General features: G+C 46.6%; 11 protein-coding genes. 10 read left to right on the forward strand and 1 reads right to left on the reverse strand.

The window, feature by feature from the left end:
• The first annotated feature begins 40 nt into the window (after window positions 1-40).
• The 7 genes from hisS to AND4_RS19535 all read left to right on the forward strand — a co-directional run bounded on the left by hisS (window position 41) and on the right by AND4_RS19535 (window position 7464).
• A complete protein-coding gene (gene hisS, locus AND4_RS11505) occupies window positions 41-1309 on the forward strand; it encodes a histidine--tRNA ligase (RefSeq protein WP_009843138.1) in 1269 nt (422 codons plus the stop codon).
• A 125-nt stretch (window positions 1310-1434) separates the two neighbouring features.
• Window positions 1435-2049, forward strand: a complete 615-nt coding sequence (locus AND4_RS11510; RefSeq protein ID WP_009843139.1) for a YfgM family protein — start codon at window positions 1435-1437, stop codon at window positions 2047-2049.
• A 12-nt stretch (window positions 2050-2061) separates the two neighbouring features.
• Window positions 2062-3222 (forward strand): outer membrane protein assembly factor BamB, encoded by a 1161-nt coding sequence (gene bamB / locus AND4_RS11515; RefSeq protein WP_009843140.1) that lies wholly within the window; start codon window positions 2062-2064, stop codon window positions 3220-3222.
• A 181-nt stretch (window positions 3223-3403) separates the two neighbouring features.
• Complete coding sequence (gene der / locus AND4_RS11520) at window positions 3404-4900, forward strand: ribosome biogenesis GTPase Der (RefSeq protein ID WP_009843141.1); 1497 nt, start codon at window positions 3404-3406, stop codon at window positions 4898-4900.
• A gap of 93 nt (window positions 4901-4993) precedes the next feature.
• Complete coding sequence (locus AND4_RS11525; RefSeq protein WP_009843142.1) at window positions 4994-5863, forward strand: alanyl-tRNA editing protein; 870 nt, start codon at window positions 4994-4996, stop codon at window positions 5861-5863.
• Between the two features lie 301 nt (window positions 5864-6164).
• Window positions 6165-7169 (forward strand): sensor domain-containing diguanylate cyclase, encoded by a 1005-nt coding sequence (locus AND4_RS11530; RefSeq protein ID WP_009843143.1) that lies wholly within the window; start codon window positions 6165-6167, stop codon window positions 7167-7169.
• Between the two features lie 70 nt (window positions 7170-7239).
• Window positions 7240-7464, forward strand: coding sequence for a zinc ribbon domain-containing protein (locus AND4_RS19535; RefSeq protein ID WP_009843145.1), 225 nt, complete (start codon window positions 7240-7242; stop codon window positions 7462-7464).
• On the opposite strand, the gene xseA is transcribed toward AND4_RS19535, so the two are convergent.
• Window positions 7461-8792: an exodeoxyribonuclease VII large subunit gene (xseA, locus tag AND4_RS11535; protein ID WP_009843146.1), complete on the reverse strand. Its 1332-nt coding sequence runs from the start codon at window positions 8790-8792 to the stop codon at window positions 7461-7463. The genes AND4_RS19535 and xseA overlap by 4 nt on opposite strands.
• A 231-nt stretch (window positions 8793-9023) precedes the next feature.
• Here xseA and guaB point away from each other — a divergent pair, with 231 nt between their 5' ends.
• The 3 genes from guaB (at window position 9024) to AND4_RS11550 (ending at window position 14126) form a co-directional block, all read left to right on the forward strand.
• The gene (guaB, locus tag AND4_RS11540) at window positions 9024-10487 is read left to right on the forward strand and encodes an IMP dehydrogenase (protein ID WP_009843147.1); all 1464 of its coding nucleotides are present in this window, start codon (window positions 9024-9026) and stop codon (window positions 10485-10487) included.
• Between the two features lie 125 nt (window positions 10488-10612).
• A complete protein-coding gene (gene guaA, locus AND4_RS11545) occupies window positions 10613-12166 on the forward strand; it encodes a glutamine-hydrolyzing GMP synthase (RefSeq protein ID WP_009843148.1) in 1554 nt (517 codons plus the stop codon).
• A gap of 310 nt (window positions 12167-12476) precedes the next feature.
• Window positions 12477-14126 (forward strand): glycoside hydrolase family 19 protein, encoded by a 1650-nt coding sequence (locus AND4_RS11550; RefSeq protein WP_009843149.1) that lies wholly within the window; start codon window positions 12477-12479, stop codon window positions 14124-14126.
• The last annotated feature ends 16 nt before the right edge of the window (window positions 14127-14142 follow it).

Consider the following 14142-nt stretch of genomic DNA (forward strand, 5'->3'; position numbering starts at 1 on the left):
CACGTCAGCGTGCTCGGGCTACCAAGCGACGGTAATTATTGTGGCAAAGAAAATCCAAGCAATCCGAGGCATGAACGACTGCCTTCCAACTCAGTCTCCGCTGTGGCAGAAACTTGAAAATGCAGTAAAAAATACCGTGAGTGCATACGGCTACAACGAAGTACGCATGCCAATCGTTGAAGAAACAAACCTATTTAGCCGCGCAGTTGGTGAAGAGACCGACGTCGTTTCAAAAGAAATGTACACCTTTGATGATCGTAACGGGGACAGCCTAACACTTCGCCCGGAAGGGACGGCGGGTTGTGTTCGTGCATGTATTCAAAACAGCCTGATCAACCGTGACGAACAGCGTCTGTGGTACATGGGGCCGATGTTCCGCCATGAGCGTCCGCAAAAAGGTCGTTACCGTCAATTCCACCAGTGTGGTGTTGAGGTGTTTGGCCTAAATGGTCCAGATGTTGATGCAGAGCTTATCATGATGACAGCACGTCTATGGCGTGAGCTGGGTATCAATGAACATGTTCGTCTTGAGCTTAACTCTATCGGCTCTCAAGAAGATCGCGCAGACTACCGTACTGCACTGGTTGCATTCCTTGAGCAGCATATCGATGTGCTAGACGAAGATTGTAAGCGTCGCATGCACACGAACCCACTGCGAGTTCTGGATACCAAGAACCCTGATGTTCAAGCTATTTTAGGTGATGCACCTCGCCTTTCTGAGTACTTAGGTGAAGAGTCTAAAGCACACTTCGCAGGTCTATGTGAACTTTTAGACGCAGCAGGTATCGAATACACAGTTAATGAGCGTTTAGTTCGTGGTTTGGATTACTATAACCGCACGGTATTTGAGTGGATCACTGAGAGCTTAGGTGCTCAAGGCACAGTATGTGGTGGCGGTCGTTACGATGGTCTTGTAGAACAACTGGGTGGTAAATCAACACCAGCTGTTGGCTTTGCAATGGGTCTAGAGCGCCTGGTATTGATGCTCGAAACACTGGAGCTCACAGAGGTTCGTCGTAGTGTTGATGTTTATGTTGTAACAGCAGGTGAAGGCACTATGATGGCGGGGATGAAGCTGGCAGAACAGCTTCGTGAAGCGGCTCCTGGTGTTCGTGTGATGAACCATTTCGGTGGTGGTAACTTTAAGAAACAGTTTAAACGCGCAGATAAAGTGGGTGCTGTAGTAGCATTGGTTCTGGGCGAAAACGAAGTTGCAGAAAACACTGTAGTACTCAAAGACTTGGTTGGTGGTGAGCAAGAGACTTACAACCAATCAGAAGTTGCTGAGAAGATCGCAGCACTGATTTAAGTCTTTTAATAGACTCAGATTTAAACCCTAGTTCGTAATAGTAAGGCTCCCAAGATAGGAGCCTTTCGACGAAATGGGAATAATGGCAGGTTCGCTGCCATTGATATGTTTTAAGAGGACAGGAAGTGGAACTTTACGATACTGAAGAACAACAAGTTGAAGCGATTAAAGACTGGTGGAAGGAAAACGGCAAGGCCGTCATCATCGGTGCGGTTGTTGGTTTAGGTGGTCTATTTGGCTGGCGTTACTATCAGGATTCTGTGACTCAGGCGAGTGAAGCAGCTTCCCAAAGTTACACGACAGTGATGAGCACGCTGCAAACAAAAGGCGCTGATGCGCAAGCTGATATTCAAGCATTCATCGACTCGAACGAAGTGAAAGAGTATTCAGTTCTTGCCGCGCTTCAGCTAGCGAAAGTACAAGTGGAGGCAAAAGACCTTTCAGCTGCACTTGAGCAACTAAAGTGGGCCCAAAGCAACACGAAGGACGCCGTTTTAGCGCCACTTATCAGTTACCGTATTGCACGCATTGAAGCAGAAATGAACAATTTTGATGCAGCCAACGCTGAGTTAGCTCTGGTAACAGATGCAGCATGGACTGGTCGCATCGCTGAGTTACGTGGTGATATTGCGCTTCGTCAAAATGACAAAGCAGCAGCATATGCAGCGTATACGGAAGCTCAACAAGCAACTGACGCTAGCCCAACGCTACAAATGAAATTGGACGACTTGGCGAAATAAGGACCGCATTGGATGAAAAGAGTCTTTAAGAAAGCCTTGTTAGGGGCATTAATAGTGGGAATCTTGGCTGGTTGTGCTAGCGAGGAGGACACCATTGTTATGGCTCCATTGCCTCAGGTAGACAATCAATTTACACCAGATGCGAAATGGTCGACTTCGATTGGTAGCGGCGTAGGTCATTACTTCTCGAAATTGTCGCCTGTCGTTGCAAATGACACCTTGTTTGTTGCAAGCCGTGATGGTCTAGTCAAAGCGCTTGATCCAGAAAACGGCAAGCAAAAATGGCAAGTTAACCTAGAGAAAGACGTTATTTTACGTCTTTCTGGTGGCATCACAGCCGCTTACGGCAGCCTTTACATCGGTTCTGAAAATGGTGAAGTGATTGCACTTGACCAAGAAACGGGTGAGATCAACTGGCGTATCGAAGTGAGTGGCGAAGTGCTTGCAAAACCAGTTGCTGATTCGGGCATGGTCATCGTAAACACCAGTCGTGGTATGTTGATTGCGTTAGATGAAAGCACTGGTGAACAACGTTGGGCATTGAGTACTGAAGTGCCAAACCTTACGTTGCGTGGTGATAGCACGCCAACAGCGATCGGTGGTGGTGTATTTTGGGGGACGGCAAATGGCCGACTCGCTGCGGCGATTGTTGAACGAGGTCAATTGATCTGGCAACAACCAGTAGGCACACCGAAAGGGGCAACGGAAATCGATCGTCTGGTTGACGTTGATGCTTCACCTGTTGTTCTCGGTGGTACTCTTTTCACTATCGGTTATAACGGTCAGCTTATTGCTATCGATTTACGTTCTGCAAACCCAATCTGGAAGCGCAACTATTCATCGGCCACAGATATCGCCACAGACGGTCGACGTCTCTTCGTCGTGACAGAGCAAGATCACCTTGTGGCAGTCGATGCTCGAAGTGGTACAGAACTTTGGGAAAACAGCAAGCTGGAATATCGTCAGCTTACTGCGCCAGTCATTGTCGATAACTACATAGTGGTCGGTGATACATTGGGTTACCTCCACTGGATTGATCGCTCAACGGGTGAATTCGTTGCACAACAATTTATCGATGACAGCGGCTTTGCTGTTGGTCCGACGTTGTTGTCGGATGGTTACGTGATTACAACGCGCAATGGCGATGTAAAGAAACTAACCATTAACGAATAATATCGTGATATAATTCACATTCGGCTCCTGGTTGGCAACAGCTAGGAGCCGTTTTGTTGTTTGAAATTATTATTTATTCACCATTATTCCTGACGTGGTTATAGGTAAATATCTGGTTTGATTTGGCATCAAGCAAGTTGTTACCTATAACTACAGAAGAAAAATTATTGTAGAGGTTGTTATGGTACCTGTTGTTGCTCTAGTAGGGCGTCCGAACGTAGGTAAATCTACACTATTTAACCGATTGACACGCACTCGTGATGCGTTGGTTGCGGACTTCCCTGGTCTAACGCGAGACCGTAAATATGGCCAGGCAAGCCTTGGTGAAGAGCACGAATTCATTGTTATCGATACCGGCGGTATCGACGGCACAGAAGAAGGTGTGGAAACCAAGATGGCAGAGCAATCATTAGCGGCGATTGATGAAGCTGATGTGGTGCTATTCCTTGTTGATGGCCGTGCTGGATTAACGCCTTCGGATGAGGCGATTGCAGCGCACCTGCGTAAAATCGAAAAACCAGCAATGCTGGTAGTAAACAAGATCGATGGTATTGATGCGGATGCAGCTTGTGCCGATTTCTGGCAGCTTGGTGTTGACGACATGTACCATATTGCCGCGGCACATGGTCGTGGTGTAACGGCCTTGTTAGAACGTGCATTAGCGCCATTCTTTGATGATCTACTGGCAAGTGAATCTGAAGAAGGTGAGATCGAAGATCTGACTGGATTCGAAGATGAAGAGCTGGCGATTGAAGATTACACCGAAGAAGACGCAGAAGCAGAGTTCAAACGTTTGCAAGACCAGCCAATCAAACTGGCGATCATTGGTCGTCCAAACGTTGGCAAATCAACACTGACAAACCGTATTCTTGGTGAAGAGCGTGTTGTGGTATACGACATGCCAGGCACTACGCGTGACTCTATCTACATTCCAATGGAACGTGATGGTCGTGAGTACGTATTGATCGATACTGCGGGTGTGCGTCGCCGTGGTCGTATCAATGAAACTGTCGAGAAGTTCTCCGTTGTAAAGACCTTGAAAGCCGTAGAAGATGCGAACGTGGTTCTATTGGTTATCGACGCACGTGAAAACATTTCTGATCAAGACCTGAGTTTACTTGGCTTTGCATTGAACGCAGGTCGTTCAATCGTACTCGCAGTGAACAAGTGGGATGGTCTAGATAACGAAGTGAAAGAGAACGTGAAGAAAGAGCTCGACCGTCGTCTAGGCTTCGTCGACTTCGCTCGTATTCACTTTATTTCAGCGCTTCACGGCACAGGTGTTGGTCACTTGTTTGAATCGATTCAAGAAGCATACAAGTCGGCGACGACACGTGTTGGTACTTCTGTTCTGACTCGTATTATGAAGATGGCGACAGACGATCACCAACCACCAATGGTTCGTGGGCGTCGCATCAAGCTTAAGTATGCCCACGCTGGTGGTTATAACCCGCCAATTGTCGTTGTTCACGGCAATATGGTCCGCGAGCTACCGGACTCTTATAAGCGCTACTTGATGAACTACTTCCGCAAGTCTCTTGAAATCATGGGTACACCGATTCGAATTAACTTCCAGAACAGTGATAACCCTTACGAGAACCGCACAAACAAGCTAACGCTATCTCAAGAGCGTAAGCGCAAGCGGATGATGTCTGCGGTGAAAAACCGCAACAAGTAACCGCTAAGATTTTATCAATACCCAAGTTTTGACTTGGGTATTTTTTTATAAGCAGATTTTTGCTCACAGCAATGCATTAGAAGTATGACAAATATGACTATCACAGCAACCAAGACACGCTTCTGTCATCAAACTTGGCAACTGGAAGCGTCAGTGCAACTTGTTCACTCTACAGAAGATCTCACTTATGTTCTCACTGAGGTGACCCCTTTTCATCCTGTCAGCCACATCTGGCCCGATCACCCAGCTGACAAAGGGACATTAACAGTCAAAGGGGTGAGCTTTGAAGTGATAGATTGCCAAGTTGGTGCGGTTGAACTGGCCAGTGGAGCCTTGCACGTTGGTGCTGCGATACCGGTAAAGCGCGACAGTGAAGGGTGGGCATTTGTGGTGGTACACGTATTAGCACGTAATGAGACCATCGTTGTGGGAGATGTTGTCTTTTTAGAGGTGGATAAAGAGTATCAGCTGTCACTGAGTCGCGGTCATAGTGCGGGACATATCGCATACCTTGCGCTTAATAAAGTCCTGGCGCAGAATTATTGGCGTAAAGATGCGGACCGCAAAGACCCACACGGTAATTACGATTTCAACAGCTATGCGCAAGAAACCAGTTTTGTTACGCCAGATAAATGTCTGGATACCTACCGTTTAGGCAAAACAATCCGAAAAAGAGGGTTAAACAGTGCAGATATGCTGTCTGACCTAAAAATAATCGAACAACAGGTGAATCTTCTGTTGGAAGATTGGCTGAAAAGAGACGCAGCGATTACTATCGATTGTCACGGCGAGCATCTTACCGATTCACGTTATTGGCAGTGCGATTTAGGCGAAGGCGAAGTGGCTATCATCCCTTGTGGGGGAACGCATGCGAGCCATTTGAGTGACTTTGGCTCTATACATGTGACACTTGTGGAAATCGACCAACAAACAATTGAAATGCACAGCGATGTAATACGCTAAGTTTTGATTTCGATCTTTTTACAAAATCCTGTTTTTTTAATTTAAATCTTACCTGGTAGTTTTTAATCCTGCTTCAAATTGAAATGCAGAATATGTAACTTATGCTTTCGGTGTGTGGTTATATAAATATTCTTTTAAGGCCTGATCGCTGATCAAAAAGGAAATATCCGAAGATCAGTATATGATCTTTTCTTGTGTTGCGTTCACATGTTGTGATTTGGTTATATGTGTCATATTTTTATAGCTATTACATCTCAGGCTAAAAATATTAACAGCCTAATAACAATATGAATATGTCACAATGGATAAAGACAGACTGTTAGATGCTCACCGAGCAGTCAATCGTCTTCTAGGTAAGCTCGCTCTAGGAATGGAACGCAAGAGCCTCAACCACGAGGTTATTGAGTTAAGTGAAAGTCTATTCGGTAAGAGGAAAGCTTCCATATTACGATTGCACCCCGATACCAACACACTGCATTTGGAATACGCCCCATGTTTGCCTGATTTCTATAACGAAGCGATTGAGGGGGTTCCAATTGGTCCCCAAGTTGGTTCATGTGGCGCTGCTGCGTTCTTGAAACAAACCGTTGTTGTCAGCGATATCGAGAATCATGCTAACTGGGCCCCTTTCCTCAACTTGACTCAACAGGCCCAGCTTTTAGCGTGTTGGTCGGTTCCGATCATTGCTTCCGATGGACATGTATTGGGAACATTCGCGGTGTACAGCGATATTCCCTCTGAACCTCACCCTCATGAACTCGAAGTGCTCGAGATGTTGGCCGCTCTATATGCGGTTGCGCTGGAGAAGTATCGTTTAGAGGAACAACTTCATTTCCATGCCAGCCGAGATCCACTGACACATTGTTTTAATCGCCGCGCTTTGTTGACGGAAGTCGATCGAAAAATTAATGGAAAATGTGGTCGCAATACCTTGGTAGGGTGTTTCTTTGTTGATATTGATGAGTTTAAGTACATCAATGATCGTTTTGGTCATGAGACTGGCGATCAAGTCTTGGTATCGGTGGCAGAGCATCTTAAACAGGCGTTTCGTGCGTGTTCAGTGATAGGCCGTTATGGGGGAGATGAGTTTGTTGGCTTCTGCTGTTTCTCGAACCAACATGCTTATCAAGCTTTTGTATCACGCTTGGAACAAAGGCTGAGCCAAGTGTGTCAGTTAAACGAATACAGAGTAAAAGCCAGTATTGGTGCTGCTTGTGATACAGCGTGTGAACGAGCGGTATTGCAACAGCTCATTCAACAGGCCGATGTGGCAATGTATCAAAATAAACGTGCGAAACAAATATGATAAGAATCAAAACACAAGCTTGCCGTATGATTAAACTATAAACAGTCATTCGACGTTTTAAAGGATAACCATGCAACCAAATATCTGCCCAACATGCGACATTGAACTTGAATGGGAAGGAAAATACAGCTGCAACAGATGTGAATCTGTGTATCAAAAAGTGGGTTTTTGCCCAGATTGCGATGTGGCGTTGGAGAAGCTGCGGGCTTGCGGTGCGGAAAACTATTTTTGCAGCGACTGCAATGAACTTAAATCGAAATCACGGGTTCGATTTGAGTTTCAAAAAATCAGTTAATTAACAGTTGAGCGAAGTTCACCATCAGATAAGCGAGTGACTAATACGTCACCTGATTTCACTTCTTTCGCTTGCGTAACAATCTGGCCTTGTTCGGTCTGAGTGATGGAGTAGCCACGTTTTAGTGTTGCCAGTGGGCTTACCGTATCTAGCTTCTCTGCTGCAATGGCCAGTTGATGTCGCATGGTCAGTAATTTACGATCCATTGCATCCATCAGCTTTTGCTCGACACGATCTAATTTCGATTTCTGCTCGGCCAAGCGTTTCACTGGTGAATTCAGCTGTAAGCGGTGATGCTTGCGCTCAACAGCTTGTTGGCGCGTTGTTATGAAGCCTTGCATTGCGCGTTGTAAGCGCATGTCCAACTCATCAAGTTGTTGCGTCTGACGCTGCAGTTGATAGCTTGGGTGCTGACGTTCTAGACGGTGCATCAGTGAAGCGGATTGCTGTTTTTGTTGCGCTAGGTAGTAACGCATTGCACTGGCTAACTTGTGTTGGCGAGCCACCAAAGCTTGATTTTTGTGGCTGTTATCGCGGCTTACCAATTCCGCTGCCGCTGATGGGGTCGGTGCTCGCATATCGGCAACAAAGTCGGCAATCGTCACATCAACCTCATGGCCAACCGCACTGATGATCGGAATTTGGCTTGATGCAATAGTACGAGCAAGGATCTCGTTGTTGAAGCACCATAGGTCTTCTAACGAGCCTCCGCCTCGACCAACGATCAGCACATCACATTCACCTCGGCTGTTTGCACGGCCGATGGCTTGCGCAATTTGAATGGCGGCATCTTCACCCTGCACCATGGTTGGGTAAACCACAACGGGTAGAGAGGGATCACGGCGCTTCAATACGTCTAAGATATCGTAGAGCGCGGCACCCGTTTTTGAGGTTATTACACCAACACGCCTTGGATGCTCTGGTAATGACTGCTTATTGGTCTGAGCAAACAAACCTTCCGCAGCAAGTTTCATCTTAAGTGCTTCAAATTCTTGCTGTAGGCGACCGTCACCCTCTGGCTGCATGCTTTCAATGATCAACTGATAATCACCACGTGGCTCGTACAGAGACAGGCGTGCTTTGACTAATACTTGATTGCCATTCGTGGGCTTGAAAGTCACGCGGCGATTGTTACCACGGAACATGGCACACTTTACTTGAGCGCGAGAGTCTTTAAGAGTGAGATACCAGTGACCAGAGACAGGTGCTGAGAAATTGGAGATTTCTCCGACAAGCCAGACGATACCCATTTCATTTTCGAGCAGCAGACGCACTTCGGCATTGAGACGAGAAACAGTGAAGATATTTTGGTTGGTCTGGGAGAGCACGCTGATTCCGTAGACGTGAGTATAGAACTTAGCGGCAATATAATATATATCAAGGGGTAGATTGCAAGAAAAAAATCAAAGAAATTTGTAGTAAAGCGATTGCGTTCACCGTATAATCCGTCCGCAATATCCAATCTAAACGTAGTCAATTACCTAACATTGGTTACGCTCATTATGCGAAACGATGAGAACGGATTGTCCTTTTACTCCTCAAATTGTGAGATATTGCAAATGCTAAGAATTGCCAAAGAAGCGCTGACATTCGATGACGTATTACTCGTGCCAGCTCACTCCACTGTTCTCCCAAATACAGCTGATCTTCGCACTCAGTTGACTAAGAACATCACCCTAAACATCCCAATGATTTCAGCGTCGATGGACACTGTTACTGAAGCTCGTCTAGCCATTGCGCTGGCGCAAGAGGGTGGCATTGGCTTTATCCACAAAAATATGTCTATTGAGCAGCAAGCTGCTGAAGTACGTAAAGTTAAGAAGTTTGAAGCTGGTGTTGTCTCTGATCCAGTAACGGTTAACCCTGACGCGACGATCGCCGATGTGGTTGCACTGACTGACAAACACGGCTTTGCTGGTTTCCCTGTCGTTACAGAGAACAATGAGCTTGTAGGTATTATCACTGGCCGTGATGTACGTTTTGTTACTGACCTTTCCAAGAAAGTCTCTTCAGTGATGACCGCAAAAGAAACCCTTGCTGCAGTTAAAGAAGGTGCAACTCGCGAAGAAGTGCAAGAGAAGATGCACGAAGCGCGCGTTGAGAAAGTACTAGTCGTTAACGATGAGTTCCAACTTACCGGTATGATCACGGCGAAAGACTTCCACAAAGCAGAACGTAAACCAAACGCTTGTAAAGATGAGCGCGGTAGCTTGCGTGTTGGCGCAGCGGTTGGTGCAGGCGCTGGCAACGAGGAGCGTGTCGCCGCTCTGGTTGAAGCAGGCGTTGACGTTCTACTTATCGACTCTTCACACGGTCACTCAGAGGGTGTGTTAAACCGTATCCGTGAAACACGCGCAGCGTATCCAGACCTAGACATTATTGGCGGTAACGTGGCGACAGGTGCTGGTGCTAAAGCACTTATCGAGGCGGGCGTTAGCGCAGTGAAAGTTGGTATCGGCCCTGGTTCAATCTGTACGACTCGTATCGTAACTGGCGTTGGTGTTCCTCAGGTAACGGCAATCGCAGACGCAGCAGAAGTAGCGAATTCATTCGGTATTCCAGTTATCGCTGATGGCGGTATCCGTTTTTCTGGTGACATCTGTAAAGCTATCGTCGCTGGCGCATCCTGTGTGATGGTTGGCTCTATGTTTGCAGGAACAGAAGAAGCACCGGGCGAAGTGATTCTTTACAACGGCCGCTCTTACAAGTCTTACCGAGGTATGGGTTCTCTTGGTGCAATGTCTCAAGGCTCATCTGACCGTTACTTCCAGTCGGATAATGCAGCAGACAAGCTAGTACCAGAAGGTATCGAAGGTCGTATCGCCTACAAAGGCCGACTAAAAGAAATCGTACACCAACAAATGGGTGGCCTACGTTCAAGCATGGGTCTTACTGGCTCTGCAACGGTTGAAGACATGCGCACCAAAGCGGAATTTGTTCGCATCTCTGGCGCAGGCATGGCTGAATCCCACGTACACGACGTTCAAATCACTAAGGAAGCACCAAACTACCGTCGCGGTTAATATTTAAGGTTGTAAAAATACAATCCATACACCCAACGGAAACGTTTGCTTTTTCCTTGAAGCATTAATAAGAGGCGAGTACACTCGCCTCCGTTTTAATTACCTAGCTTATAAGACTGCTCAAAATGACTAAAAATATTCATGACCAACGCATCCTGATCTTAGACTTCGGTTCTCAGTACACTCAGCTAGTAGCGCGACGTGTACGTGAAATCGGTGTTTACTGTGAACTATGGAGCTGGGACGTTGAAGAAGCGGATATTCGTGAATTCAATCCAGACGGCATCATTCTATCTGGTGGCCCAGAAAGCGTGACAGAAAATAACTCTCCACGCGCTCCTCAGTACGTATTCGACTCTGGTGTGCCAGTTCTAGGTGTATGCTACGGCATGCAAACTATGGCTGAGCAGCTAGGTGGTAAAGTGGCCGGTTCAACAGAACGTGAATTTGGCTATGCACAAGTTAAAGTTTCTGGTGAATCTGCGCTATTTAAAGATCTTGAACTGACTCAAGATGTGTGGATGAGCCACGGTGACAAAGTAGTAGAAATTCCTGCTGATTTCGTAAAAGTAGGTGAGACAGATACGTGTCCTTACGCTGCAATGGCGAATGAAGAGAAGAAATACTACGGCGTTCAGTTCCACCCAGAAGTAACGCACACCAAAGGTGGCCTGCAAATGCTAGAGAACTTCGTTCTTGGTGCATGTGGCTGTGAACGTTTGTGGACTTCTGAATCTATCATTGAAGATGCGGTTGCTCGTATTAAAGAGCAAGTGGGTGAAGATGAAGTTATCTTAGGTCTATCTGGTGGTGTTGATTCCTCTGTAGTCGCTATGTTGGTTCACCGTGCAATCGGCGACAAGTTGACGTGTGTATTTGTAGACAACGGCTTACTTCGTCTTAACGAAGGCCAACAAGTAATGGATATGTTTGGCGATAAATTTGGCCTGAACATCATCAAGGTTGACGCAGAAGAGCGTTTCCTCAATGCACTTGAAGGTAAGTCGGATCCAGAAGAGAAGCGTAAGACAATCGGTCACGTATTCGTAGACGTATTTGATGAAGAGTCTAAGAAGCTGGAAAATGCGAAGTGGTTAGCTCAAGGTACGATCTATCCAGATGTTATCGAGTCTGCTGCATCTAAGACAGGTAAAGCGCATGTGATCAAATCTCACCACAATGTGGGTGGCCTACCTGATGACATGGAAATGGGCCTTGTTGAGCCACTGCGTGAGCTGTTCAAAGATGAAGTGCGTAAAATTGGCTTAGAGCTTGGCCTTCCGTACAACATGCTTTACCGCCACCCGTTCCCAGGCCCTGGTTTAGGTGTGCGCGTTCTTGGTGAAATTAAGAAAGAGTACTGCGACTTGCTACGTCGTGCAGATGCCATCTTCATTGAAGAACTTCACGCTGCGGACCTGTACAACAAAGTCTCTCAAGCGTTCACAGTGTTCCTGCCTGTTCGTTCTGTAGGTGTAATGGGTGACGGTCGTAAGTACGATTGGGTTGTGTCTCTTCGTGCAGTGGAAACTATCGACTTCATGACAGCACACTGGGCGCATCTGCCATACGACTTCCTAGGTAAGGTTTCTAACCGCATTATCAACGAAGTTGAAGGTATTTCTCGTGTGGTTTACGACATTTCTGGTAAGCCACCAGCGACCATTGAGTGGGAATAAATCTCCATTAGCTATAACTATGAGTGATTAGCGAATAGTCATTAGTTATTCGTTATACCAAGTTAAAAACCAGCCACCGGGCTGGTTTTTTTATGTAAGAAAATAGCCGCCGCGGCTTGGCTTCTCCGAGAGTTACTCCCTCATATTTTTAGAATCGAACTAACAGTTCTGTGATACTCGCTGTGCAATCGTATTTATTTATCAAATTTGCCTCGCAGAATTAATCCACTTTACTCGGCGTTTTTTACAGATCACTCACTATGTGTTTAATTTCAACTGTACGTTGTATTGTTTAATACGGAGATTAGACATGTTTGCATTTAAACACCTGCCTTTCGCATTGGGTTGTGCACTTTCTGTACAAGCTCATGCCAGCATGAACATTCAACCTGATCCACAAAACCCAAATGGCTACGTGATTGCTCGTGGCGACATTCAAACAGTGGAACAAAGCAAAACTTCTGACCCTATGTATGCCATCTGGGCACAAGCGTTGGAAACTCGTCCCAACACGCTAGTAGAAGCTATCATTCCTGGAGCAGCGAGTAACCCTGAAAACGTAAAGCGAGTAGAGCAGGTATTCCCTGAAAACGAGTGGAACTTCCTTACTCAGATGGCGGCGCCTGAGTATACTTATACTCGTTTCCTTCGTGCTATTGGTAAGTTTCCAGCATTCTGTGGTGAGTACACCGATGGTCGTGATTCAGACGCCGTTTGTAAGAAATCCATTGTGACAGCATTCGCACACTTTGCTCAGGAGACCGGTGGGCACATTGCAGTTGATAATGTATCGGATAATCCGCTTGCGCTGGAAGAATGGCAGCAAGCGCTTGTGCACGTTCGTGAAATGGGGTGGTCTGAAGGTCAAGAAGGTTACACGACGGGTTGTGGTCAGGATGATTGGCAAAACAAGCGTTGGCCTTGTGAGCCGGGGCAGGGGTATTTTGGTCGTGGTGCAAAACAGCTTTCTTACCACTTTAACTACGGCGCATTCTCTGAAGTAATGTTTGACGGTGATGCATCGGTATTGCTAAAAAATCCGGGTTTAGTCGCTGACTCATGGTTGAACTTGGCTTCTGCAATTTGGTTCTTCTTAACACCTCAAGCTCCTAAGCCCGCAATGTTGCATGTGATTGATCGTACTTGGGTGCCGTCGCAACGTGAAATTAACGCGGGTATTGGTTACGGTTTCGGTACCACGATTAATGTCATTAATGGCGGCATTGAGTGCGGTGAACAAAATAAAGACAAAGGTCAGCCTGTTAACCGTATCCGCTATTGGGAGGGGCTCGCTGCGCACTACCAAATTCCCGTTGAATCAGATGAGACCAATACTTGTTGGCAACAAACGCCTTATGGCAGTTTAAACCTCAATGGTGCAACCGATGTGCTTTACACCAACTGGGATGGTAACTGGAAATACTACTCAGATCGCCCCGGTGGTCATTCATTTGAGTGTGAGCTGGTGGGCTTCCAAACCGCTTACTCGGCGCTCGTTGCTGGTGATTATGAGAAATGCGTTACAAACTTTTACCAATCCCATGCTGGTTGGCCTGATGTTCGAATTGTTGACAAGTTAGACTCGAATGATCCCGTTGATCCTCCAGTGGATGGCATTGCCGCTTGGGATGCCACCAAGGTATACAACACGGGGGATCAAGTCTCTTACCAAGGTGCAATATATGAGGCGAAGTGGTGGTCACAAGGTAATGAACCCACTAAAGGCGACCCTTGGAAATTGGTTTCGGGTACCCCTTCCGAGCCGCCAGTGACTGAGCCACCAGTGACAGAACCTCCGGTATCGGGTGATTTTACTACATGGGAGCCAGGGGTAACTCAAGTTGCTCGTGGTGATAAAGTGACTTATCAAGGGAAATGCTTTATTGCCAAGAACCCCCCTGGAGTTTGGGAAACACCCACTCAAAGTAATTGGTTTTGGGATGAGATATCTTGCCAGTAGTTGAACAAAAAAACAC

The organism is Vibrio sp. AND4, assembly GCF_000171815.1.
Classification (GTDB): Bacteria; Pseudomonadota; Gammaproteobacteria; order Enterobacterales; family Vibrionaceae; genus Vibrio.

What these genes read in the sequence shown, in the direction of transcription:
- bamB (WP_009843140.1), top strand. Translation starts at nt 2,062, where the DNA reads ATGAAAAGAGTCTTTAAGAAAGCCTTGTTAGGGGCATTAATAGTGGGA.
- der (WP_009843141.1), top strand. Translation starts at nt 3,404, where the DNA reads ATGGTACCTGTTGTTGCTCTAGTAGGGCGTCCGAACGTAGGTAAATCT.
- AND4_RS11525 (WP_009843142.1), top strand. Translation starts at nt 4,994, where the DNA reads ATGACTATCACAGCAACCAAGACACGCTTCTGTCATCAAACTTGGCAA.
- AND4_RS11530 (WP_009843143.1), top strand. Translation starts at nt 6,165, where the DNA reads ATGGATAAAGACAGACTGTTAGATGCTCACCGAGCAGTCAATCGTCTT.
- AND4_RS19535 (WP_009843145.1), top strand. Translation starts at nt 7,240, where the DNA reads ATGCAACCAAATATCTGCCCAACATGCGACATTGAACTTGAATGGGAA.
- guaB (WP_009843147.1), top strand. Translation starts at nt 9,024, where the DNA reads ATGCTAAGAATTGCCAAAGAAGCGCTGACATTCGATGACGTATTACTC.
- guaA (WP_009843148.1), top strand. Translation starts at nt 10,613, where the DNA reads ATGACTAAAAATATTCATGACCAACGCATCCTGATCTTAGACTTCGGT.
- AND4_RS11550 (WP_009843149.1), top strand. Translation starts at nt 12,477, where the DNA reads ATGTTTGCATTTAAACACCTGCCTTTCGCATTGGGTTGTGCACTTTCT.